Annotated in this window: 27 protein-coding genes; 4 read left to right on the forward strand and 23 right to left on the reverse strand. The window is 45.1% G+C overall.

Going from position 1 to position 23,383, the window contains the following annotated elements; genetic code table 11:
• Positions 1–33: 33 nt before the first annotated feature.
• From G475_RS24305 to G475_RS24315, 5 genes are all read right to left on the reverse strand, one after another.
• Positions 34–366 (reverse strand): LapA family protein, encoded by a 333-nt coding sequence (locus G475_RS24305; RefSeq protein ID WP_051302203.1) that lies wholly within the window; start codon positions 364–366, stop codon positions 34–36.
• Positions 363–1,280 carry a cation diffusion facilitator family transporter gene (locus G475_RS0105430; RefSeq protein ID WP_026700418.1) on the reverse strand — a complete coding sequence of 306 codons (918 nt, stop codon included), beginning with the start codon at positions 1,278–1,280 and terminating at the stop codon, positions 363–365. Before G475_RS0105430 ends, G475_RS24305 begins: the two co-directional genes overlap by 4 nt.
• Positions 1,281–1,403: 123 nt before the next feature.
• Complete coding sequence (gene secF, locus G475_RS27515) at positions 1,404–2,354, reverse strand: protein translocase subunit SecF (RefSeq protein ID WP_084414003.1); 951 nt, start codon at positions 2,352–2,354, stop codon at positions 1,404–1,406.
• On the reverse strand, positions 2,344–3,645 hold the full coding sequence (gene secD / locus G475_RS27520; RefSeq protein WP_084414004.1) for a protein translocase subunit SecD: 1,302 nt from the start codon (positions 3,643–3,645) through the stop codon (positions 2,344–2,346). The genes secF and secD overlap by 11 nt, the downstream gene beginning before the upstream one ends.
• 241 nt (positions 3,646–3,886) lie before the next feature.
• Positions 3,887–4,216 carry a post-transcriptional regulator gene (locus G475_RS24315; RefSeq protein WP_051302205.1) on the reverse strand — a complete coding sequence of 110 codons (330 nt, stop codon included), beginning with the start codon at positions 4,214–4,216 and terminating at the stop codon, positions 3,887–3,889.
• 170 nt (positions 4,217–4,386) lie between these two features.
• Between G475_RS24315 and spoVB the strand changes: the two genes are divergently transcribed.
• Complete coding sequence (gene spoVB / locus G475_RS0105445) at positions 4,387–5,928, forward strand: stage V sporulation protein B (RefSeq protein ID WP_026700419.1); 1,542 nt, start codon at positions 4,387–4,389, stop codon at positions 5,926–5,928.
• Here the strand turns inward: spoVB and G475_RS0105450 are convergent.
• On the reverse strand, positions 5,925–6,575 hold the full coding sequence (locus G475_RS0105450) for a DUF421 domain-containing protein (protein WP_026700420.1): 651 nt from the start codon (positions 6,573–6,575) through the stop codon (positions 5,925–5,927). The genes spoVB and G475_RS0105450 overlap by 4 nt on opposite strands.
• A gap of 66 nt (positions 6,576–6,641) precedes the next feature.
• Positions 6,642–7,937: an ArsB/NhaD family transporter gene (locus tag G475_RS0105455; protein ID WP_026700421.1), complete on the reverse strand. Its 1,296-nt coding sequence runs from the start codon at positions 7,935–7,937 to the stop codon at positions 6,642–6,644.
• 197 nt (positions 7,938–8,134) lie between these two features.
• On the opposite strand from G475_RS0105455, the gene G475_RS0105460 reads away from it, so the two are divergent.
• Positions 8,135–8,509, forward strand: coding sequence for a TIGR04086 family membrane protein (locus tag G475_RS0105460; protein WP_026700422.1), 375 nt, complete (start codon positions 8,135–8,137; stop codon positions 8,507–8,509).
• 431 nt (positions 8,510–8,940) lie between these two features.
• Here G475_RS0105460 and yajC read toward each other — a convergent pair whose 3' ends face one another.
• The 10 genes from yajC to safA form a co-directional block, all read right to left on the reverse strand.
• Positions 8,941–9,195, reverse strand: coding sequence for a preprotein translocase subunit YajC (gene yajC / locus G475_RS0105465; RefSeq protein WP_026700423.1), 255 nt, complete (start codon positions 9,193–9,195; stop codon positions 8,941–8,943).
• A 61-nt stretch (positions 9,196–9,256) separates the two neighbouring features.
• Positions 9,257–10,396 (reverse strand): tRNA guanosine(34) transglycosylase Tgt, encoded by a 1,140-nt coding sequence (gene tgt / locus G475_RS0105470; RefSeq protein ID WP_026700424.1) that lies wholly within the window; start codon positions 10,394–10,396, stop codon positions 9,257–9,259.
• Positions 10,384–11,433, reverse strand: a complete 1,050-nt coding sequence (gene queA, locus G475_RS0105475; RefSeq protein ID WP_026700425.1) for a tRNA preQ1(34) S-adenosylmethionine ribosyltransferase-isomerase QueA — start codon at positions 11,431–11,433, stop codon at positions 10,384–10,386. Before queA ends, tgt begins: the two co-directional genes overlap by 13 nt.
• Before the next feature lie 66 nt (positions 11,434–11,499).
• On the reverse strand, positions 11,500–11,718 hold the full coding sequence (locus tag G475_RS0105480; RefSeq protein ID WP_026700426.1) for a DUF2905 domain-containing protein: 219 nt from the start codon (positions 11,716–11,718) through the stop codon (positions 11,500–11,502).
• On the reverse strand, positions 11,711–12,715 hold the full coding sequence (ruvB, locus tag G475_RS0105485) for a Holliday junction branch migration DNA helicase RuvB (protein WP_026700427.1): 1,005 nt from the start codon (positions 12,713–12,715) through the stop codon (positions 11,711–11,713). Before ruvB ends, G475_RS0105480 begins: the two co-directional genes overlap by 8 nt.
• A 24-nt stretch (positions 12,716–12,739) precedes the next feature.
• Positions 12,740–13,345, reverse strand: a complete 606-nt coding sequence (gene ruvA / locus G475_RS0105490; protein ID WP_026700428.1) for a Holliday junction branch migration protein RuvA — start codon at positions 13,343–13,345, stop codon at positions 12,740–12,742.
• A gap of 78 nt (positions 13,346–13,423) precedes the next feature.
• Positions 13,424–13,726: a BofC N-terminal domain-containing protein gene (locus G475_RS0105495; protein ID WP_026700429.1), complete on the reverse strand. Its 303-nt coding sequence runs from the start codon at positions 13,724–13,726 to the stop codon at positions 13,424–13,426.
• Between the two features lie 57 nt (positions 13,727–13,783).
• Positions 13,784–14,536, reverse strand: coding sequence for a YebC/PmpR family DNA-binding transcriptional regulator (locus tag G475_RS0105500; RefSeq protein WP_026700430.1), 753 nt, complete (start codon positions 14,534–14,536; stop codon positions 13,784–13,786).
• A 130-nt stretch (positions 14,537–14,666) separates the two neighbouring features.
• On the reverse strand, positions 14,667–15,422 hold the full coding sequence (locus tag G475_RS0105510; protein WP_026700431.1) for a YhcN/YlaJ family sporulation lipoprotein: 756 nt from the start codon (positions 15,420–15,422) through the stop codon (positions 14,667–14,669).
• Between the two features lie 86 nt (positions 15,423–15,508).
• Positions 15,509–16,456, reverse strand: a complete 948-nt coding sequence (gene safA, locus G475_RS26280) for a SafA/ExsA family spore coat assembly protein (protein WP_026700432.1) — start codon at positions 16,454–16,456, stop codon at positions 15,509–15,511.
• 210 nt (positions 16,457–16,666) lie between these two features.
• Between safA and G475_RS0105520 the strand changes: the two genes are divergently transcribed.
• Positions 16,667–17,209, forward strand: a complete 543-nt coding sequence (locus tag G475_RS0105520) for a transcription repressor NadR (protein ID WP_026700433.1) — start codon at positions 16,667–16,669, stop codon at positions 17,207–17,209.
• Positions 17,210–17,258: 49 nt separating this feature from the next.
• Here G475_RS0105520 and pheA read toward each other — a convergent pair whose 3' ends face one another.
• The 4 genes from pheA to G475_RS24325 all read right to left on the reverse strand — a co-directional run bounded on the left by pheA (position 17,259) and on the right by G475_RS24325 (position 20,544).
• Positions 17,259–18,146 (reverse strand): prephenate dehydratase, encoded by an 888-nt coding sequence (pheA, locus tag G475_RS0105525; RefSeq protein WP_026700434.1) that lies wholly within the window; start codon positions 18,144–18,146, stop codon positions 17,259–17,261.
• A 34-nt stretch (positions 18,147–18,180) separates the two neighbouring features.
• A complete protein-coding gene (locus tag G475_RS0105530) occupies positions 18,181–18,633 on the reverse strand; it encodes an ACT domain-containing protein (RefSeq protein ID WP_026700435.1) in 453 nt (150 codons plus the stop codon).
• An 89-nt stretch (positions 18,634–18,722) separates the two neighbouring features.
• Positions 18,723–20,003: a GTPase ObgE gene (gene obgE / locus G475_RS0105535; protein WP_026700436.1), complete on the reverse strand. Its 1,281-nt coding sequence runs from the start codon at positions 20,001–20,003 to the stop codon at positions 18,723–18,725.
• A 13-nt stretch (positions 20,004–20,016) separates the two neighbouring features.
• Complete coding sequence (locus tag G475_RS24325) at positions 20,017–20,544, reverse strand: Spo0B C-terminal domain-containing protein (RefSeq protein ID WP_051302206.1); 528 nt, start codon at positions 20,542–20,544, stop codon at positions 20,017–20,019.
• 179 nt (positions 20,545–20,723) lie between these two features.
• On the opposite strand from G475_RS24325, the gene G475_RS0105545 reads away from it, so the two are divergent.
• The gene (locus G475_RS0105545; protein ID WP_026700437.1) at positions 20,724–20,987 is read left to right on the forward strand and encodes a hypothetical protein; all 264 of its coding nucleotides are present in this window, start codon (positions 20,724–20,726) and stop codon (positions 20,985–20,987) included.
• Positions 20,988–21,035: 48 nt separating this feature from the next.
• On the opposite strand, the gene hemY is transcribed toward G475_RS0105545, so the two are convergent.
• Positions 21,036–22,421 (reverse strand): protoporphyrinogen oxidase, encoded by a 1,386-nt coding sequence (gene hemY / locus G475_RS0105550; RefSeq protein WP_026700438.1) that lies wholly within the window; start codon positions 22,419–22,421, stop codon positions 21,036–21,038.
• Between the two features lie 10 nt (positions 22,422–22,431).
• Entirely contained in the window at positions 22,432–23,370 is a 939-nt protein-coding gene (hemH, locus tag G475_RS0105555) for a ferrochelatase (protein WP_026700439.1), read from the reverse strand.
• Positions 23,371–23,383 lie beyond the last annotated feature (13 nt).

A 23,383-nucleotide genomic window follows, 5' to 3' on the forward strand; every position in this document is an offset into this window, starting at 1 on the left:
GGGTTACAATTGTTGTTCCTTAATGAAATACTGTTATTTCGTTGAATGAGAACCGGTTTGCCGGCGCTCCCCGCTCTTTTTCTCTGTAGAGGACCGCGAAGTTGTTTGCTTTTCTGCACTGTTTTCTGCAGCTGCGGATTTTTTCAGATGCTTCAGCTCCTGCTGCAGCCGATATACCTTAATGATTCCTAAAGATCCTGTGATCACAGCGCCCATTACTACAGAACCGAGAATAACTAATATAAGAGGCCACTCCGCTGTACCAAATAAGTAATTTACTTCCACCCCATCTACATTAATAACGGCAAAAACCGCAATAATAAGAGCAGCAATCAACCCGCATATTAAGGCCGTTTGTCCTTTCATAAAGTTCCTCCTTTTTCATTCTCTTTTTCATACGGATTAATGTGGACAAATACATCTTTTACTTTTGACTCTTCCAACAGCAGGTCCTTAACATTTTTTCCGATTTGATGGCCCTCGCTCACCGTTATATATGGGTCCACCGCAATTTTAATGTCTATGATCACATAGTGCCCGTGCTCTCTTGCTAAAAATTCGTCAATCTGAAGCACACCCTCTATCTTTTTTACTTCGTCCCGCATGCTGGTTGTGTCTTCAGCATGCAGGACATGGTCAAGCGCATTGTGAATAGAGGATTTCCCCAACGTCCACGCCATTTTCATAATTAGAATAGAGACAAATAAACCGGCTGCCAAATCCCCGTAAAGCAGCCATGCAATCTCCCAGTGAGCACCTGCTACGGAAGCTGCCACACCGATAAGGGCCGCGGCCGAAGAAAAAACGTCCGAGCGGTGATGCCAGGCATCCGTGATCAAAGCATCACTATTGTATTTATTACCCAGAAAATGTTTATATCGAAACATTCCTTCTTTGACCAAAAGGGAAAAGAAGATAGCGTATAATGCCGCCGTTTTAGGTACAGTAATTGGATTTCCCAAATCCTGCAGAGCGTTCAATCCAATTTCAAAACCAACGATAAATAACAGGACCGCCACAATGATAGCGGTTACTGTCTCTGCTTTTCCGTGCCCATAAGGATGGTCCCGGTCGGGAGGAAGGTTTGCTGCCCTTACCCCTATTAAGACAGCTATCGAACCAACCACATCAGAAGCTGAATGAACAGCGTCGGCTACAAGAGCCCGGCTGTCTGCAAGCAGCCCGGCTGCTCCTTTAAACAAGGCAAGAAAAATATTCCCTACAATGCCCACCATAGCTCCGAACCGTACCATTTTATAACGCTGATCTTCTTCTTTCACAAAAAGCCACCACCAATTCCAAGCAATTCCGCCACTACAGCTGCATTATACCAATAAGAAAAACGGTGGTCGAGAAACCCACTCAACCACCGTCTCTGTCCCCGTGGCAGTATATACCATGACCTATACTTCGGGCTCCAGATCTTCCGGATCCTCTTCTTTTGGTTTATTCCATCCGCGCTGAATACTTTTCCATTTCCAGGAGAGCCACAATTGCGAAGCCAGGAACAAGGAAGAGTACGTACCGGCTACCAGTCCAATTAACAAGGCAAAGGAAAAGGAGCGAATGGCTTCGCCTCCGAGGAAAAAGATAGCCGCCGCTGCAAAAACAACGGTTAAGACTGTATTAATGGAACGAACCAGTGTCTGATTCAGACTAAGGTCCACCACCCGGGCCAGATCGTCAAACGACGTAATTTCTTCCTCGTAACTCATATTTTCCCGGATCCGGTCAAACGTCACGATCGTATCATTAATCGAATAACCGACAATCGTTAATACCGCTGCAATAAATGGAACATTTACTTCAAATTGCACGATGGAAAATACAACGATAATAAAAAACGCATCATGTAATAAGGCGACAATCGAAGCTGCTCCATACCAAAATTCGAATCGAATGGTTACATACAGTATGATACCAACAGAAGCAATCAGCACCGAAATGAGAGCATTTTGGGCCAGCTCCTGCCCGACCTGCGGAGATACAGTACTCACACTTGGCTCCTGGCCGTAATTTTCATTGAAATACGTTTGGATTTCAGCAATCTCTTCCTGGGAAAGAGTTCCCACAAAACTTGCATAGGCCATTTCATTATTGTCTCCAGCCAGGGTTATTTCATCCGGTTCATATCCACTTCCTGCCTGGGAAAAATCTTCTGCGACCTGGTCTTCTGTAAGTGTGTCCTCCGCCAGGACCTCTACTTTCGAACCACTTTGAAAATCAATACCAAGATTTAACCCTACTGTGAAAAGCAGAATGATACCAACTAAAGTAAACACGGCCGAGAAAATGAAAAACTTATTTCTGTGTTTAACGAACGGAATGAAGCGCTTTGAATGATTAAGATTCATGGATTTCCTTCTCCTTTACTCCAAACACACGTGGTTTCTTATTAAATATTCTACTGCTTACCCACAGGCCAAGCAGAAGACGGGATCCGTAAACCGCGGTTAAAAAGCTTGTTAGTATACTGACTATCAGCATTACAGCAAAACCCTGGACAGAGCTGGTCCCGTAATAAAAGAGGACCCCTGCTGCCAGAATAGTGGTGATATTGGCATCCAGGATGGTGGACAGGGACCGTCTGCTTCCCGCTTTAAATGCAGATAATATCGTTTTTCCCGATCGTATTTCTTCTTTCACCCGTTCATACGTTATGATATTGGCATCGACCGCCATCCCGACCCCAAGAATCAAGGCCGCAATTCCCGGCAGGGTGAGAACTCCCTCCATCCAGTTAAAGATTAACAGAACAATATAGATATAAGCGCTCAGCGTGACAGCAGCGATAACACCCATAAAGCGGTAATAAACCATCATATAAGCTAATATCATAGCAATACCGATAAACCCGGCAAATATCGTATTATCCATGGCTTCTTCTCCCAAAGAAGCACCAACCGCATTGGAATAGATTTCTTCCATTTCTACAGGCAGTGATCCGGAATTCAGAACTTCTGCGAGAAATTCAGCTTCCTGTATTTCAAAGTCACCCTCAATCTGGATGTCCCGTTCATAAAGGGGCTGATTTACCATAGGAGCGGATAAGTATTTCGGATCCTCTTTTTGCACTTCCTCGGAAAAGGAATCCCCTTCTTCATAATCAAGCCAAATAACTAACCGGTTGTTCGGCTGATTATATTCACTAATAATATTTTCCGTCACTTCCCCAAATTCATTGGGGTCTTTCAGTGACAACGTAACGATTGGTTCATTGGCTCGTGTGAATCCAACACTCGCGCCGTTTTCCTCAAGGGCATCCCCGGAAAGGCGTTCCTTATCATCGACATCGCGGAAACTTAAATCGGCTTCGGTTGCCAAAAGGTCCCTTGCCGTTTGTTGATCTTCCACTCCGGCGAGCTGGACACGGATCCGGTTCTCCCCTTCAATCGATATGTTCGGCTCTGAGACCCCGAGGACGTTGACTCTCTGGTTTAAGGCACTTACCGTAGCCTGCATCGTCTCATCGGTTAACTCTTCTCCCTCTTCGGCCGGAGATACTTCATATAATATTTCAAAACCGCCCTGCAAATCGAGACCAAGATTGATCCCCTTCGCGGTATTCATGACCGTCTGCGAAATCACTCCGGCCAATGCCAGTACGATCACAAAAAAAGTAACAATTCTCCATTTCTTTACCATTGACGTTCCTTCCTCCTTCCGCCGGCCGTTTCCGTATTTGAAAACCCAGCGATTGCAGAGCCTTTCCAGGCGAAGGGCAAGCCGCAGTGCACTTGCTCTGATTTTCTCTCTCCCTTTATGCCTTCCGACCGTGCAAGCAAACAGGGACAAGACCATCATACAAAGACAGCCTGTCCCATTTTCATATGTACATTACAAAGCAGTTTCCAGCAACAGGTTAATTATACTGATGCACTTAAATTCATGTCAAATGACGCTTTGTTGAAGTATGGGTCTCAATTTCTCCCAGAAGGTCATCTAAATTAGCTTCTGTTGAATAATATTTAGCGCTTTCTTTATAAGAGGCTACGGTAATTTGGTTCATAAAATCACTTAAGGAAAGAGTCAGGATGCTGTTTACCAATACATGGATACGGTGGGATTCTTCTCTTTTTTTTAACTTTTCCATCGTACAGTTCCATACTCTTTCCTGATCGGCACTGGTGTAGCCAAACATTTGAAACTCCTCTGCCTTGCTCTGCAGAACCGGTTCTACATCCTCTCTCCACATCTCAAAAGGTGAGATATTCATGTTAATCATCCCTCCTGTTTCGATAAAGTAGTCATGCTCGTCCTTCTTCCTTGCATATACATGGAAATAGTTTCAACTGTTCCATAAGAATTAAGAAAAGCCGCTGGAGCTGGATTTCGAAAACGCCCAAAAATTATACTTTCTCATCAAACAAATAAGGCGGGACCCTTATGCAATCACAAACATTTATCAAAGGAACCCTCATTCTTATCGCAGCCGGGTTAACCACCCGTATTCTCGGCTTCATCAATCGTATAATTACAGCCAACATACTAGGAGCAGAAGGTGTTGGGCTGTACAATATGGCATTTCCTACACTCCTGTTGATTATTACTTTAACACAATTAGGGCTGCCTGTGGCGATTTCGAAGTTAGTCGCAGAAGCCCAAATGTCAGATAATGTACACAAAATGAAACGGATTCTCGCCGTTTCCCTAACTGTCACAGGATTGTTAAGTATTTTTTTTACCATTCTTTTACTCGTGAGCGCCCCCATATTTGCCGCCTATTTAGTCACAGACGAACGGGCAGTTTATTCGCTGTTGGCCATTACTCCCGTTATTCCAATTGTAGCTGTTTCAGCGGTGCTGAGGGGATATTTCCAAGGCAGGCAGAATATGAAACCAACCGCTGTCTCGCAGGTAATTGAACAAGTCGTACGCATTTCCCTGGTGGCGGTTTGTACGAATGCCTTACTTCCTTACGGACTGGAATTTGCAGCTGCTGGTGCCATGCTTTCTGTTGTCGCCGGGGAGGGGGCCTCTCTGGGCTATATGCTGTGGAGGTTTAAATATAACAAGCCTTTACGGATCAGAAAAAATTTTTTCAAAGCGCTGCAGGATGGAAGATCCACCCTTCATGAACTAATGGCCATTGCCCTGCCTGCGACAGGAGGCCGGATGATCGGATCAATCACCCTGTTTTTAGAACCAATCGTAATCACTCACAGCCTTGCCATTGCCGGGATCAGTACCGTGGCAGCCACTTCGCAGTATGGGGAATTGAGCGGATTTGTTATACCATTACTGTTTCTTCCTTCTTTTATTACGTATTCGCTTTCTGTCACCCTTGTTCCGGCTGTCAGTGAGGCAGCAGCAGCAAACCGTTTTGACATTATTCAAAAAAGACTTCGGCAGACGCTGCGCACGTCCATGATCGCCGGCGGGTTTTCCGCGCTGTTCTTATTCGTATTTGCTGAAGCCGTCATGACCGTTATCTACAATTCTCCCAAGAGCGCTTATCTTCTGCAGATTTTAGCACCTTTTAGTCTGTTTATGTATTTGCAGGGACCGCTTCAAGCTATTCTGCAAGGGTTAAACCTCGCCCGTTCCGCTATGATGAATACCCTGACAGGGGCAATCATAAAAATAGCTTTGCTCTTCTTTTTAGCTTCTCAGCCGGAACTCGGAATAAAAGGAGCTGCTCTCGCCATAGCAGTGAACATGGTGCTGGTAACCCTGCTTCATCTCCATGTGGTAACGAAAGCGGCCGGTTTTATATTAGAAGGAAAAGTGACGGCTTGGATTCTCGCTGCGGCAGCATTATCTGTTTACGGTGCGGACGCCGTCATCCAGCAATGGATGAATCATCACCCACTATTTGTTCAGGTCATTGGAGCAGCCGGCCTGTCCGGTACCGCCTTTGTTCTTTTATTATGGGGGACGGGCATTCTAAAATGGAGTTATTGGAAAAAAATCATACCAGATGTTTAATCACTTTTTTCGTCGATATACAGGACTCCATCCTCCCGCAGAGCACAATAGGAGACCATTCTTACATGGTCAATCCCCGTTTTATGCAGTTCTCTTCGGAGCCAGAGTTCATCTTTCCCGGCCATTTTTAATTTGTCCCATTGGATATGGCCGTCAATGATAAAAGGAAGCGGATAAGGAACTTCTTCCGCTTCCTCTTTTTTTTCAAATACAGAAAGCTCTCCAGAAGGTTCTAATATAGCAAATTCCACATCGGACACATCCTTGATATCTTTCTGGCGGATCTGCATCAGTAAATCATCAAAATTATAGCGCTGCTGTTTCATCGCTTTTTCATCAATTTTTCCGTCCTTGATTAAAAATGTGGGCTTTCCGTCCAATATGTGACGCATCCGGTCACTTTTCAGCGACCACACCGCCAGGACGATTTGTAATAAAGAAAGTACAATGATCGGGGTAAATGCTTTGGTGTAGGAGACATGAATATCTTCAATGGACACCACCGCCAGTTCCGCAATCATTATGGATATAACGAAATCCAGGACGGAAAGCTGGCCGATTTCTCTTTTACCCATCATCCGCAATACAACCAGGAGAAAAAAATAAACGATAATGGTTCGATATATAATGGTCCATAACTCCTCCAAGATATTCACCTTCTTCTCTGCCTGCCTCTTTGATAGTATAGCCCGCTCCTCCTTTTTCCATGTATATCAATAAAACATAAGATAGCGGAAATAAATATAGACAGTAGAGACAATCAGCGATATCAAGGCGACAGGAAACCCGATTTTAATAAATTCTAGATAGCTGAAACCATGTCCTTCTTTTCCAGCGAGGCCCGCGACAATAACGTTGGCCGTCGCTCCAATGAGAGTGGCGTTCCCGCCGAGGCAGGCTCCCAGTGCGAGCGCCCACCAAATGGGTCTCAAATCTCCAATCCCATACCCTTCCAGTTCTAAAATGACCGGTATCATGGCAGCTACAAATGGAATATTATCAACAAATCCGGATACGATTCCGGAAATCCAAAGCATAGCCAAAGAGGTTTTGGTGATCTGCCCTTCTGTCATAAACATTAACCCTCTTGCCAGTTCTTCCAGCAGTCCTGTTTCTTCCAGCCCGCCAACCAGCATAAATAGACCGGCGAAAAAGAAGACAGTCGTCCATTCTATTCGTTGAAATACTTTTTCCGGATCGGCCTGGTTTTGGGTTAAGAATAATAATAGCAGAGCACCGGCCATAGCAATGGCTGTCAGTTCCATTTTTAATAAAGGCTGCAGCATAAAGGCAGTGATGGTAAGAAGGAGAACGGTTCCTGATTTTTGTAATAACGTCTTATTCGTAATAAAGTCTGCTGCATTAATCGAAAACAACTGCTTCTTTACATCTGTCCTATTGTCTGCTTTCCACTCGTGTCTATAATAAAAGGCTAGTCCGGTGATAATAAGGATAAAGATAAAAGCAGCCGGAGGGCCAAGATGGATCAAGAAATCATTAAACGTTATATCAGAAGCCGCCTGGCCGATCATTAAATTCGGCGGATCCCCAATTAACGTTGCCGTCCCGCCAATGTTGGATGTGACAATGACAGCCATTAAAAAAGGCAGCGGTGGAAGCTGCAGCATTCTCGTTAGCGTAAACACCATAGGGGTAATTAACAGCACCGTCGTTACATTGTTCAAAAAAGCAGATCCTACGGCGGTTAAAATAGACAGCAAAAACAGAAGCGGCACCGGCTTGCCTCTTACCATTTGAGCTGTTTTAACAGCAGCATATTCAAACATGCCGCTTTGACTGCTGATCGAGACAATGATCATCATGGATAAAAGTAAAATTATTGTGTGCCAGTCCATATATCGAAAAAAAACCAGCTCCAGGTTAAGCACCCCGGCCGCCACCATGAAAAAGCCGCCCAAACAAGCAACCAGTACCCTGTCTCCCTTTTCTGCAATAAGCAGACCGTAACTGATAATAAAAATAGTTAGCGCAAGTATTACGTCTTCCACAAGAGCGACCACCTTTTTCACGGTTTGTACAAGTTTATGTGAAAGCTCCGCCAAGTTGAACATGAAAATGAAAGAAACAGAGGCTCCTTTCGCAGGCGCGGCAGTCGCTAAAGATTTTTATAAATTTTTCTTCTATTTTTATTCGTTGTCCATATAACTTAAATAAAGGAAATGAACTAAAAGAGAGGAGAATAGATATGGAGCGGACTGGACAGTTGTATGGAGCAGGCATCGGAATGATCGTTATTATTGGCATTATGCTGGGCTGTACTCTTATTGTCTCCACGTTATTGCGATTCACGGCAGTCTCGGAGGATTCTCTGCAATGGCTTCTCCTGTTGATTACTATGGTTAGTTTTGGAATTGGAGGTCTGGCAGCAGGGATACGTTCGAAGGAAAAAGGTCTGGTTACCGGGCTGATCACTGCAGCTGGAGTTCTGCTCGTTTTTTCCCTGTTTGAATACCTTGGTTATGACAGCAGCATTACAGGGATGCAGGCGGTATACTTCGCCGTATTTGCAGCCTGTTCAGCTCTCGGAGGAATAATCGGAGTCAATACTTCCTCTCATTAACGTAAGATTCGTGCTTTCACAGGATCCTGAATAGCCCGGACATCTGTTCCGTTATATGGCAGAATGAGCGGCCTGAAGCAATTTTTCGGACGTACGTTCCTCTATTCGGGCCCTGGAGTACTTTTTTACCGCTGAAAAGGGGAAATAACGGAATAAATGTCCGAACCCGCCTCCAAAATGTCAAAAATGATAGATTTAGCGGTATAAATGTCCTCCGTTCAAGTGAAAGAGAGGCATCCGACTTGCAGCAAACACGGAATCTGCCTTTACACCAAGCTCGAAACCAGTAGAGGGTCACAGGCGTCCGTCCGATGCACAAAAAATTCCGAACGATTCTTCTATGAATCGTTCGGAAACATTTTGTCTTGTGATGGTTTTGTCCCAGAATTTCTTATTCCGGGTGGCGGTTAAAAACGCTTATGTAAGACCTGTTAGTCTTCATTCACAACGTCGCGTACAGAGTTACGATCAAAGGTTAACTTGTGATCATTTTCCACCGCTACAATGATTTTATCTTCATCCAGGGCGTCTATCGTACCGTGTATACCGCCGATTGTGACGATTCTATCTCCCTTTTGCAGGTTGGAATGCATTTCTTTTACCTGCTTCTGACGTTTCTGCTGCGGTCTAATTAACAGAAAATAGAAAATCGCAAACATCAAAACCAGCATTATAATCGCTTCCATATTTCCCCCCCTTTCCTAACTTTCCCTTACAAACAGGCTAACACAGAAACTATACGAAAAGCTAAAAGTTTTTCGCATCCGGCCGGTTAAAACCGTATTGTTCAAAAAACGCTTCCCTGAAATCCAGCAGCCTGTCTTCCAAGATAGCCTCTCTTACCTGCTGCATTAATTTTAACAGGAAATAAAGATTATGGTAAGAAGTCAGTCGAAAACCGAATGTTTCATTTGATTTTACCAAATGTCTAATGTAAGCGCGTGAGTAGTTCCGGCACACGTGGCAGTCACACTCATTATCAATAGGGCCGAAATCACGGGCATACGAAGCATTTCGAACGACAAGCCGGCCGCGGCTGGTCATACATGCACCATTTCTCGCGATACGAGTCGGCAGCACGCAGTCAAACATATCCACTCCCCGGATCGCTCCATCAATAAGAGAGTCCGCAGAGCCGACCCCCATTAGATACCTTGGCTTATGCGTCGGCAGCAAAGGAGTTGTAAATTCCAGCACCCTGTTCATCACATCTTTCGGTTCTCCTACAGACAGACCGCCTATAGCATAACCCGGAAAATCAAGGGAAATCAAATCATTTGCGGAATGTTTACGCAAATGTTCATATTCCCCGCCCTGTACTATCCCAAACAAACCCTGATTTTCCAAGTTCTGATGAGCTTTCAAACACCTTTCGGCCCACCTCGAGGTTCTTTCTACAGAAGCTTTCATATAGGATTCTTCTGCGGGATAAGGCGGACACTCATCCAATGCCATCATGATGTCCGGACCAAGTGCATTCTGAATTCCCACCGCTTTTTCCGGGGAAAGGAACAGTTTTTCCCCGCTGATATGATTGCGGAAATGCACTCCTTCCTCTTTAATATTCCGGAAGTCACTCAAACTGAACACTTGATACCCGCCGGAATCCGTCAGAATCGGTTTGTTCCAGTTCATAAAAGAATGCAGGCCGCCCGCTTCTTTCACAATGTCTTCCCCCGGCCTCAACCATAAATGATACGTATTGCTTAAAATAATCTGAGCGTTCATATTTTCCAATTCTTCAGGGCTTAACGTTTTTACAGTCGCCAGGGTCCCAACCGGCATAAAAATCGGGGTGTCAATGGATCCGTGAGGGGTGTGAATCGTACCAAGTCTTGCTCCACTTTGTTTACAGGTTTTTTTTAGTTCATACGTTATTGCTGCCATTTGCGGTGACTTCCCTTCATAATCAACATCGCATCTCCAAAACTGAAAAAACGATAACGCTGATGTACCGCTTCTTCATACGCGGATAATAAAAATTCTCTTCCGGCCATCGCACTTACCAGCATAACAAGAGTCGATTTGGGGAGATGGAAATTCGTAAGCAACGCATCTATCCCGCGAAAGGGATATCCTGGATATATAAAAATATCGGTCCAGCCGGATTCTTTGCTAAAATAATTATCCCTGCCTGCTGCCGTTTCCAATGTACGGGCAGAAGTGGTGCCCACTGCTACAATTTTGTTCCCCTTCTCTCTTGTTTCATTCAGCAGCAACGCTGTTCCTTCGCTTATTTGATAAAATTCAGCATGCATATGATGATCTTCCACGTTTTCCACATGGACGGGCCGAAATGTTCCTAAACCTACATGGAGAGTAATCGTCGTCACATGCACCCCTTTGGTTTTCGCTTCGGATAAAAGCTCTTCCGTGAAATGCAGCCCTGCGGTCGGGGCCGCCGCGGAGCCTTCTTGCTTGGCATAAACCGTCTGGTACCGTTCCTGGTCGGAAAGCTTTTCTTTAATATAAGGAGGCAGCGGCATTTCTCCCAGTTCTTCCAAAATTTCTAAAAACACACCCTTGTAGGTAAAACGGAGCATGCGGCCGCCGTGTTCCAAGAGTTCCGTGCATTCCGCCTGCAGTTTATTCCCGCCAAAGTATATTACCGTCCCCAGTGTCACTCTTTTAGCCGGCTTGATAAGGGTTTCCCAGGTATCGGTTTCTTCCTGCTTTAAAAGCAGAACTTCCACTTGTCCGCCCGTTTCTTTTTCCCCATACAGTCTGGCCGGGAGCACACGGGTGTCATTAAGCACCAGACAGTCCCCACTCTCGAGGTAGTCCAGAATCGAACGGAAAGACTCATGGTGAATCTTCTCAACTTCCGGGTCCAGAACCATTAAACGGGAAGCATCTCTCTGCTTCAGAGGAGTCTGGGCAATCAGTTCATCTGGAAGCGAAAAATTAAAATCGTCGACATTCATATTTCTTTTCAACCTCACTTTAATCATCAGTGGAATCATTACTCCTATAAAATTTCGATCCTCATTTTAACGAAAACGACCGAAAATATAAAATAAAATAGAAAGCACAACACTAATGACTATCGAGGTAACGATCGGAAAATAAAATGTCGTGTTTTCTTTCTTTATAATAATATCTCCTGGAAGCTTTCCGAGCGAAATAAAGCGGCCGCCAACCTGCCAGATCAACCCAAATAAAACGAGAGCGATACCAAGACCAATTAACAGTTTTGGAATATCACTCATTATCCGGCACCTCCATATGTAAATGCTCATATACAAGCGGCGTTACGCGGCGTCCCCGCGGCGTCCGAACTAAAAATCCAATCTGCATTAAATAGGGCTCGTATACGTCCTCCAGCGTGTTCGCTTCTTCTCCGATGGTCGCAGCCACCGCTTCCACTCCTACGGGGCCTCCGCGGAATTTTTCGATAATACTTCGCAGTAGTTTATGGTCAATTTCATCAAGGCCGAGACGGTCCACTTGAAGATTTTCAAGAGCGGAATCAGCCAATTCGATGGAGATTTCACCGCTTCCCTCTACCTGGGCAAAATCCCTCACCCTGCGGAGAAGCCGGTTGGCCACTCTAGGTGTGCCACGAGATCGTCTCGCCATTTCCATAGCCGCCTTTTCCTCCATAACCACTCCCATTAACTCCCCGCTCCGGGCTACTATTTTAGAAAGTTCTTCTTCCTTATAGTATTCCAGTCTGGAATGTACTCCAAATCGATCCCGTAATGGGGAAGAGAGCATCCCCGCTCTGGTAGTGGCTCCGATGAGGGTGAATGGAGGAAGATCAAGCCGGACGGATCTGGCAGTAGATTCTTTGCCAATAATAATATCAATGCAGAAATCTTCCATCGCTGGATAAAGTACTTCTTCTACAGATCTTGGGAGGCGGTGGATTTCATCAATAAACAATACGTCCCCCGGCTCCAGAGCGGTTAAAACGGCGGCTAAGTCACCGGGACGCTCAATAGCAGGCCCGGATGTCGTTCGGATATTAACACCCATTTCATTGGCGATAATCATCGCAAGCGTTGTCTTCCCAAGCCCCGGAGGCCCATACAGAAGCACATGATCTAAACTTTCCTCCCGCATTTTAGCTGCTTCGATAAATACCTCCAGGTTCTTTTTCACTTTTTCCTGGCCGATATATTGATCAAAATCCAGGGGCCTGATACTACTTTCGGCATGGTCATCTTCTCCATATGCTGCCTGTGACACCACGCGCTCTTCCATTTTTAGACACCCCCTGCCTTAGTTTTAAGACAACATCCACTGCAAAGCTTTCCTCACGTACTCATCTGCCGTCAATTTCTCTTGATTCAATTGCGGTTTCACTTTTGAAATTTCATGTTCCCCATAACCGAGCGCTTTAAGTGCTTCCAATGCTTCTTCCAACGCTTCATTTTCCGTAGGTTCGAACGCTGCATGGAGTACTGCTGCCTCTGCTTCCGATGCTCCTTCCAGGACATCGGTAAACTTTCCTTTTAAATCAAGAATCATTTGCCGGGCTGTTTTCTTGCCTACACCGGGGAACTTCACTAAAAATTTCTCATTTTCTTCTTCAATCGCACTAACAACCTGATGAGGGGCCCCTGCTGCCAGAATGGCAAGTGCTCCTTTCGGTCCAATACCCGAAACCTGCAGAAGCTGCTCAAACAAGCTTCTTTCCTTTCTGGTCGGAAAACCGTACAGTCGAAGAACGTCTTCTTTCACATATTGATACGTATAAATGGTTACTCCGCTTTCTTCCCTCTCAAAAACAAACGGATTCGCGCAATAAATAAGGTAGCCGACATCTCCAACCTCAAGGGTCAGCGTCTCCCGTTCTGTATGAACAATGGTTCCTTTCAGAAATTCAATCAAATCTTCTCCCTCTCCCTGCAAACCGAACATGCTTTCTTTTTATCATAGCAAAATTAACACAGAATAGAAACCTTGTTCTTATTCTTCGTATGGTTTCCTCAAAATGATCTGCTTTTGATTCTGCTCGATAATATCCCAATCTTTATATTTGATCCAGAAATCCTCCGCTGCCCATACCGTTTCAATTTTTTTCTCGGTTACCACCACGCCATTTGGATTTTCTTTTTCTAATATAACTTCATATTGTGCCGGCCTTCCAGGCTCCATATCCGGCGGCGATGGATTTTTCTGAATATCGTCCGGAGAAGCGGCTCCTGCCAGGAAAAGAAAAACCAGGAAAAAAGCGGCATAAAGCACCATCCTTCTTGTTCTGCCCCTCATAAGAAATTCCCCCTTTTTTACGGACAGCTTTTCCATAAAAAAGGTTGTTTATTCGTTTCAGCAAGATAAACGGGATAACTGGTCTTCTTCCACTTCAAAGTTATGATACACGCTTTGTACGTCGTCGTTATCTTCGAGGGCATCGATCAGCTTCATCATTTTTTCTGCATGATCATCATTCAAAGCTGTATTGGTATCTGGAAATAAAATAATTTCCGCCTTGGCGAAGGAATAACCGAGCTCTTCAAGCGTCTTCTTTACCTCTTCAAAGTCATCCGGTTCCGTTTGAATATAAAACCAGCTTTCATCGGAATCAAAATCTTCTGCTCCTGCTTCAATCGCTTCCAATGTTAATTCCTCTTCCTCGATATCTTCGGTACGTTCTATTATGAGCTGGCCCTTGCGGTTAAACATGAAGGAGACACACCCGTTCTCTCCAAGGTTCCCTCCATGTTTGGAAAACGCATGTCTTACATCCGCTGCTGTTCGATTTTTATTCTCTGTTAATGCTTGAACGAGAACAGCCGCTCCGCCGGGTCCATAGCCTTCATACGTTATTTCGTCATAATTCACAGCTCCTGCTTCCCCTGAAGCCTTTTTTATGGTGCGCTCTATATTATCCGAAGGGATATTTTCAGCTTTTGCTTTTGTAACCGCCATACGAAGCCGTAAATTGGTATGGGGGTCATCTCCCCCTTCTCTTACAGCGGCGAAAATTTCTTTCGATAATTTTGTGAAAACCTTCGCCCGTTTAGCATCCTGACTTTCTTTCCGACGTTTAATATTATGCCATTTGGAATGTCCTGCCATTGTTCATTCCTCCTCTTTCTTTCCAATTATAAAATATAGCATATTTAACGGAAACATTGAAGGAAAGAGGAATCCAAAGAAAAAGCGTCCCACCGCTTTATCAGTGTGGAACGCTTTTTTCTTTCCGATGTCAGCTGTCTTCAAACGGACGCTGAGCAGCATTGCTGATGTCTTCAATCATACCATTGATGGTATCGCCTGCTTCATCAAGACCAGCACCGTTTTCAATATCGTCGCCAATCTGCTGAATGTTGCCGAATTGTTCTTCATCAAACGTGACGTGGACGTTTTTATCTTCTAACTTCGATTCAACTTTTGATTTGATTTTATCTGATAATTCCTGGGCCTTTTCTTCGTTCTCAGGTGTGTCAATCCCAATGAGAACGTCTTGCCCGCGGACAATGGCACGACTGTCGTCTACACCTTCCATGTCTTCTACCTGGTCTTCAATTTCCTGCGCCTGCTGAGCGTTTCCATTGTTGGTGCCATTGTTAGTGCCATTGTTAGCGCCATTGTTAGCGCCATTTCCATTGTTCATGCCGGCATCATTTGCTGTGTTCCCATCATTTACGTTACGGGCATTCAGCATGCCGCGTTCCCCGACCATGCCGGGACGATCTCCAATCTGACCCCGGTATCCATCGTTGTCAGGACGCTGTCCTCTCATTGTACCTCCGCCCTGTCTGCGGTCATCATCCGTCATCATATCCGTCATTGGACCTTCACCGCGGCGGTTGGCATCCTCATTGTAACCAGTCTGATCATAATTATTGTTAGTGTTATATCTGGTTGGAGCAGCTCCTTCGTTATCCCCGGCATTACCGCAGCCAGTAAAGCCGCCGGCAATAATAGCACAAGCAGTCAGCGTTAATGCTGTTTTTTTCATTGAAAAACCTCCTTTCACCTTTTAGTTTGGTTCAAGGAGGTTATTTTACACTGTTATTTAGAGGTAACAGAGCCAAATGCTATGCTTCATTCCTCATTCCGAGGGAACGTATTCATCCAGGGTGAATAGGGACCGCTGCTCTTCACAGCCGGGGAAAAATAATTGTTGTTTGTAGGTTCCGCCTCATTATTTGTATTTCCTCCAGCTTTCTCATTATTTTCCATGCCATAATAAGAAGGAGAAAATCCCGGCGGCATTTGATTATTTTGCGGCGGCTCCCATCCCATATTCATGGATGGACCCGGCATTTCCGGCATCATTGGTCCACAGGGAGATGGAGGCGGTGCAGGCATCATCGGCTGGGGTGAATAAGGCTGGGCTCCATAGGGTGGACAATGCGGCATAACCGGTACTACAGGTATATATTGACAAGGTCCGTTCATCATATAAGGCATAGATGGCGCTTCCTGCATATACCCGGAAACTCCTGTTTCCTGTTTTTTTTCTTTTGGAGGCGGAGTTTGAGACGGCATCACATCTTCTGGTTTTTTTGGTCCTTCCGAGGCCGGTTTCGACGCGGGCTGCATCTGCGGTTTCTTTTGCGGTTCTTTCTGTACCGTTGGTTTATAAAAGTTAACGTTCATATTATAATTATTCTCTTCGGTGTGACTGGGAGCCGGTGGATTTGGCGGCAGCGGTGTTGGATGATACATCGGCGGCACATTCGGCTGCTTTGGTTTTTCCGCACTTTGTTCTTTTGGTTTCTCCTTCTGCTGGGGCATTGTTTTTTCTTTTTGCTGCGGCATTTCTTTCGGCTTTTCTTTTTGCTGCGGCATTTCTTTCGGCTGGTTGGCCTTTGGCTGTTCTTTTTTCACTTGAACACTTTTCGCTGGAATTTTAATTTTCATGCCAGGCATAATTTTATCAGGATCAGCCAGATGGGTATTCGCTTTTTTTACTTCTTCAAATGGAACATTATATTGCTGCGCGAGCTTCCATAAAGTATCCCCTTTTTGCACGATATGAATATGCATGGTTTTTCCTCCTCCATATTATGTTCGAACCCGGGATACAGGAGAGTAAGTTCCTCCCCTTTCATCCGTTCCAACGTCTATGGCAAGCATATGCAAACAAATTCCCATATATGCATGAATCGGAGTGCTGTTTCTTCCCTGCAAGTGCCTGTTCATTCAAATGGTAATGCTGTAAAATGAAGGACAGTACAGATAATGGAGGAACCTGGCATGGAAAATAAATCAGAAAAGCTTCCAGGCGGGAAAAGAAGAGATCTTTTATTAGAATGGCTCCTGGAAGCGGACAAACCCTTAACAGGAAAGGAGCTTGCTTCCAGGACGAAGGTCAGCCGGCAGGTGATCGTTCAGGATATCTCTCTGCTAAAGGCAAAAAACCACCCCATTCTTGCCACATCACAAGGTTATATTATGATACCCGAACCTGATCAGAAAATGGTCCGGAAACAAATCGCCTGTTTCCACTCTTCCGATTTAGCTGTTACAGAAGAAGAGCTGAATAGTATCGTGGATCAAGGAGCCCGTGTTATTGATGTCTCGATTGAGCATCCTTTTTATGGAGATATTACCGCGTCCCTTATGCTTTCCAACCGCAGTGATATTAGACGTTTTATTCAAAGTCTGCAGGAAACCAGTGCCCCGTTATTATCAGAGCTGACCGACGGCACTCACCTGCATACGATTGAAGCCCCTTCTTCCCGCGTTATCGAAGATGTGGAACGTGCCCTGCTTGAAAAACAATTTCTGTTAACATAAGAATCGACGCCTCTCACTTCAGATGGGAAGCTTTTAAAAAAACCTGACCCTATTTGGGTACAGGTTTTTTTATCATTTTCCCTATTTCTGTGGGGAGCAGACAGGGATAACTCCCAAGGATGCGGACACCACAGCCGAGTGCTTCCACTTCGGCAATAACTCCCGGCAGGAGGACGTCATCCATTTCTTTTTCAACATCAATGACGAAGAAATAGTTTCCAATCCCTGTTTTCATCGGTCTTGATTCTATTTTTGTCAAATTTAATTTCCGCCATGAAAATGCGGATAACACTTGGTGAAGCGCTCCGGAGAAATCAGAAGGAAGAGTAATGACCATCGTTGTTTTATTTTTTTGGTTTTCCTCCACTTGCGGAGTACGTTCCGTATGCGACAACAGCACAAAACGTGTATGATTGTTATCGTAATCATGAATATTTTCCCTGACCGGAGTAAGTTCGTAGGTCTCCGCCGCTAAAAGGTTCGCAATGGCAGCAGCCTTGCATTCCGGATTTTCCGCCAGTTCTTTGGCAGCAGAACTGGTCGAATTGGTATAATGTATTTCCGCCTGAGGAAATTCTCTTTGAATAAATTCGTGACACTGGGCGATAGCCTGCGGGTGAGAATAAATATCAGTAATAGCATCCCAATCGTTTTCATTCTCCGGGTGAACAAGTAAATGTTGTTCAATGGGGACTGTGATTTCTGCAATGATGGGAAGTTCATGCTTGTGAATTAAGTAGTCCAGTGTCATATTCACAGAGCCTTCAATCGCATTTTCCAAAGGAACAACAGCAATATCTACGCTTCCCTCTGCAGCAGCTTCCATACAGGCCGGGATCGTCGTGTATGGATGACGTTCGCTGTCCGGGAGTACGGCTTTGGCCGCCACTTCTGTAAACGTTCCTTCCGGTCCCAGATAGGCAACTTTCTTTGACATTCCACTCTCCACTCCTTTATCGACATTTCCTTATTCAGAGAGAACCCGATCCCACAATTTCAACATGCTCGACAGCATCCATCGCTTGAAGCCGCTGCACAAACGCTCCAATTTCCAACTGCAGGGCCGATGTATCGATCGTAAGAGTGACATTCGCACGTCCCTGCAACGGGATGGTCTGATTGATTGTTAATACATTGGATTCTGCTCCTGCCACTTCCTGTAATAAATTGGATAATGAACCAGATTTATCGGTCAACTGAATTGACAACGTTATGATTTTCTCTTTAATGACGGTATGAAACGGGAAAATGGCGTCTTTATATTTATAAAAAGCGCTTCGGCTTAAGTCTACCGTTTGTACAGCTTCTGCCACTTTCTGGGTTTTCCCGCTTTCCAGCAGCGCTTTGGCTTCCAGGGTTTTCTGCATCGCTTCGGTCAGCATATCCTGCCTGACAAGATAAAAATTATCGATTTGATCCGTCATCCATTCACCACCAGATGGTAAGAACCAGCTTTTTGCACTACGTAACAATTATAAAGCTGCCAAAAATTTTTTACAACGATTTCCCCGATTTATTCCATGAATTCAAATTCAAAATCCATAAGCCGTACCGTATCCCCATCCTGTGCCCCTCTTTCGCGGAGGGCATCGTCAATTCCCATGTGCCTCATTTTGCGGGAAAACCGGTTAATTGAGTCCTCCCGGGTTAGATCGGTCATTTTAAAGATCTTTTCTATTTCTTCTCCCGAAATAACAAACACTCCATCGTCATCGCGGCTGATTGTAAATGGTTCTTCCTGCTTTTGATATCGGTACACCACCCTCTGCTCCTCTTCTTTTTCGTACAATGGAAATTCAGGAGTTTGATCCACTAAATCTGCTACGTCCCGCAGCATTTCTGTTAATCCTTGTTTACTTATAGCAGAAATAGGATAAATCATGACATCTTCGGGCATGTTCTGTTTAAAATCATGAAGCTGTTCCTCTGCTTCCGGCATATCCATTTTATTCGCGAGAACCACCTGTGGACGTTCCAATAATCTCAAATTATACTGCCGCAGTTCTTCATTTATTGTATTGTAATCGTCATAAGGGTCGCGTCCTTCAAACCCGGACATATCCACGACATGAACAATAACTCTCGTCCTTTCGATATGCCGTAGAAACTGCTGGCCGAGTCCCACACCTTCATGGGCTCCTTCAATTAATCCGGGAAGATCTGCCATAACAAAACTGCGGCCGTCTTCTACACCGACTACCCCCAGATTTGGGTTGATGGTTGTAAAATGGTAATCTCCTATCTTAGGCTGTGCTGCAGAAACAACCGACAATAAAGTGGATTTACCCACACTTGGAAAGCCAACCAGCCCTACATCGGCAAGCAGCTTCAGCTCCAGTTTTAAGTTCCGTTCGGCAGCAGGTTCTCCGTTCTCCTTTATTTCCGGAGCCGGATTGGAAGGAGATTTAAACCGTGTATTTCCTTTTCCTCCCCGTCCCCCCCGGGCAACAACCATCCGTTCTTTGTGAACCGTTAAGTCAGCAATCAACTCTTCTGTGTCTGCATCAATAATCGTGGTTCCCGGCGGTACTTGAACCACCAGATCTTCTGCATTCTTCCCATGTTGATTCTTTGGTCTCCCATTTTCACCGGCCTTCGCTTTAAAATGTTTCTGGTACCTAAAATCCATCAGGGTGCGGAGACCTTCATCCACTTCCAGGACCACATCTCCTCCTTTTCCCCCATCACCACCGGCCGGGCCGCCGTCAGGAACAAAGGGCTCACGGCGGAAGGCAACCATTCCGTCTCCACCGTCCCCCGCTTTAACAAAAATATTTACATTATCTACAAACATCTTTTCACCTCATTCATTTAGTAAGAACCACAAACAACAGTTCTTTTTCATTCCACACTATATCCTGCAGACTGCAGCTGTCAGAATCAGAATAAACCGATAACCAGTGTTTTAAGCCTTCAGCAGGGCGGAACTCTCCCTGAAAATCAAATTCCAGATAGGGGTCTTCCCCCGGGTGTATAGTAATAAGAAGATAATTTTCCGCCCCGGGTTTGACAGCCCGGTCCAATTCCCGAGTAAAGGTGGAAATAATTTCATACCAGGTGTTTTCATACAAGGAACAATCCTGCTGGTCTGTCACTTCTATATCAAGATACAGCCAGTGCGATTCCCAATTAAACGTTAATATTAATAAGGCAGTACGAGGAATGTTTAAATGAATAAGCCTGCTTTCATGTTCCGCTTTTCTAATGGTTTCGTCTAAAATTTCTTCTACTCTATCCAAACGATTTAAGGAAAGGTTTCCTTTTATTATTTGAACCACATTCATCCAATCGTGTCTGGAATGACGGAGTATGTCCAATTCTCTCTGTTCTTCCAATGTCTTTACACTCCTCCTCATTTGATGGTTGAGGATAAAACATATTGTATCATAACGTGATACGAAGGGAATACCCGTCAAATACCACGCTTTCGTTTCTGAAGCCGATATACATAATTTATACCAAATCGGAAAAGATAATTACCGTTACACTATACCATGTTAATGGAGGTTTTCTCATGACTCAACAAAACCAAAATCAACAGCTCCAGCAGGCCCAGCAGGCTATCCAGCAGGCCCAGCAGAATATGCAGAATGCGGGAAATGACCCTCAAAAGCTTCAACAGTCTCAACAACAGCTGCAGCAGGCCCAGCAGCAGCTGCAGCAGGCTCAACAGCAGGGAACCATGCAGAATCAGCAGCAATTTCAACAAGCTCAACAAGACCTTCAGCAAGCCCAACAGGACCTTCAGCAGGTTCAACAAAGCCAGCAAAACCAGTAAAATGCCATTAAAAAGAACCGGTTCGAAGAGCCGGTTCTTTTTTCGATATTATTCGTTAATCAATTGCTGCACGACCTGTTCCCCCTGGGCTACACAATCCGGAAGTCCGATCCCCTCAAATGCCGCACCGGCTGTATAGACGCCGGGAAACTCTTTCTTTAAATGGTTATTTATCATTTCCATTTTTTTGTAGTGCTCGACTTCATACTGGGGCATCGCGTGATGCCAGCGTGTAATCTGATGATATTCCGGCCTTCCTTCGATCCTCATTATCTGATTCAAATCCTCTAATACCGCTTTTATAATGACGTCATCCGATTTATCCACTATGTCTTCCCCGCCGGGCTTTCCGACATAACAACGAAGCAGGGCCTTGCCTTCCGGAGCAGCGTGGGTCCATTTTCGATGGGTCCATGTGCAGGCTGTGATAGTATAACCACTCTTTTTGGAAACGACAAAACCCGTCCCATCCATATCGTTGGATATCTGACTTTCATCAAATGCCATAGCGACTGTGGCCACAGAGGTGGCTGAAATCGAGGAAAGCTGTTCCTGCACCTCCGGGTCGTCTTCCAATAAAGCAGCGGTTACATGATGGGGACTCGTCATAATCACCTTATCAAACCATTGCGTTTGCCCATCAGCGAATTCCAGCCGATATTGATCCTGCTCTCTGCTGATTTTTTTCAGGGATTTATTTTTATGAACCGCATCCTCATCCAAATGATTTTCAATCCCGTCTACAAAAGACTGCAGGCCCTTTGTAAAAGTTAGAAAACCTCCTTTTTTCTGTCCCTGTCCAGGCCGGACAGAAGGGCGCGCCGCTCTCATTCCCAGAATAAGGCTGCGGTACCGCTGCTCCACTTCAAAAAACTGAGGAAACGTGGCCTGCAGACTCAGCCGGTCAATATTACCAGCATATATTCCCGATAATAATGGATCAATAAGGTGATCTACGACTTCACTTCCGAGACGTCTGCGGAAGAATATTCCCAGCCCCTGATCTGCTCCCGCTTTAGATCTAGGCAGTAAAAGGTCGGCTGCAGCCCTGAGTTTTCCAGTGATAGAGAATAATCCTGTCGTTAAAAAAGGCCCCAGTTTCGTTGGGATCCCCATCACTGCTCCTTCTGGAATAGGGTGAAGATGTTGATCTTTTAAAATGTATGCCTGCCCGGTATTGTTGGCAATCAATTCATGCTCCATTCCTACTTCTTTCGCCAGCCTGGAAGCACTCTCTTTTCTTGCAAGAAAAGAGTCCGGCCCTTTTTCAATCACAAATCCATTGTAATAATCCGTTTGAATTTTTCCGCCTAACTGCGGTTCTTTTTCAAATAAATGGTACTCCATATCCAACTGATTCGCCATGATTTCCTTCTGTAAATAGTAAGCAGCTGACAACCCCGTTATTCCGCCTCCAATGATTGCTGTCTTCATGATCTATTCCTCACTTACTTTCATCCCTTACCTTCATCTCTCTGAGGATGGTATCCGCCAGCGCATCTATAAATTCAGGCTTTGCATTCGGCATTTCCGGCCGATAATAAGAAGCACCTACTTCCGCGCAGGCCTCTTTACACTCCACATCATTATCAAACAGGACTTCGAGATGATCCGCGACAAACCCGACAGGACAATAGACGAAGGCCGTATAGCCGTATTTCTGGTACAGATCCTTTGTTAAATCCTGAACATCAGGTCCCAGCCATGGATCCGGGGTATTTCCTTCACTTTGCCATCCAATGGCATAATCCGTAATGCCGGCGCCTTCCGCTATCAGCCTGGCCGTTTCTTCCAGTTGTTCCGGGTAAGGATCGCCCGCCTGTATAATTTTCTCCGGGAGACTATGGGCAGAAAAAATTACACATGCTTTTTCGCCGGCTTGAGTTTGTTCCATAGTCCGTTTGACCTGATCTACCCAATACTCAATAAATTTGGGCTCGTCATACCAGCTTTCGACGCAATGAAGCTCAGGGCCGTTCATTCGTTCCGATTCTTCCTTCGCCCGTCCATTATAGGATTTAATACTAAAGGTAGAAAAATGAGGAGCCAGTACAATACTGTACGCTTCTTCAATGCCATCCTCTTTCATTTGAGCGACCGCATCCTCAATAAACGGATCAATATGCTTCAGGCCTAAATACCATTGAAAGACAGCTTCTCCGCTTCGTTCATTCAAACGCTCCTGCAGGCTTTGGCCTTGTTCATTGGTGATTTTAGCAAGCGGGGAGACTCCTCCGATTGCTTCATACCGTGAAATTAAATCCTGCAGCGCTTCTTCCGACGGCTTTCGGCCATGCCGGATATGGGTATAATAAGGTTCGACTTCATCGAGGCTTCTCGGTGTTCCATACGCCATGACCAGCAGCCCGATTTTCTTTGACATTTGTCATTCCCCC

The sequence above is a fragment of the Salibacterium aidingense DSM 18341 genome, from assembly GCF_000429685.1.
Taxonomy (GTDB): Bacteria; Bacillota; Bacilli; order Bacillales; family Marinococcaceae; genus Salibacterium; species Salibacterium aidingense.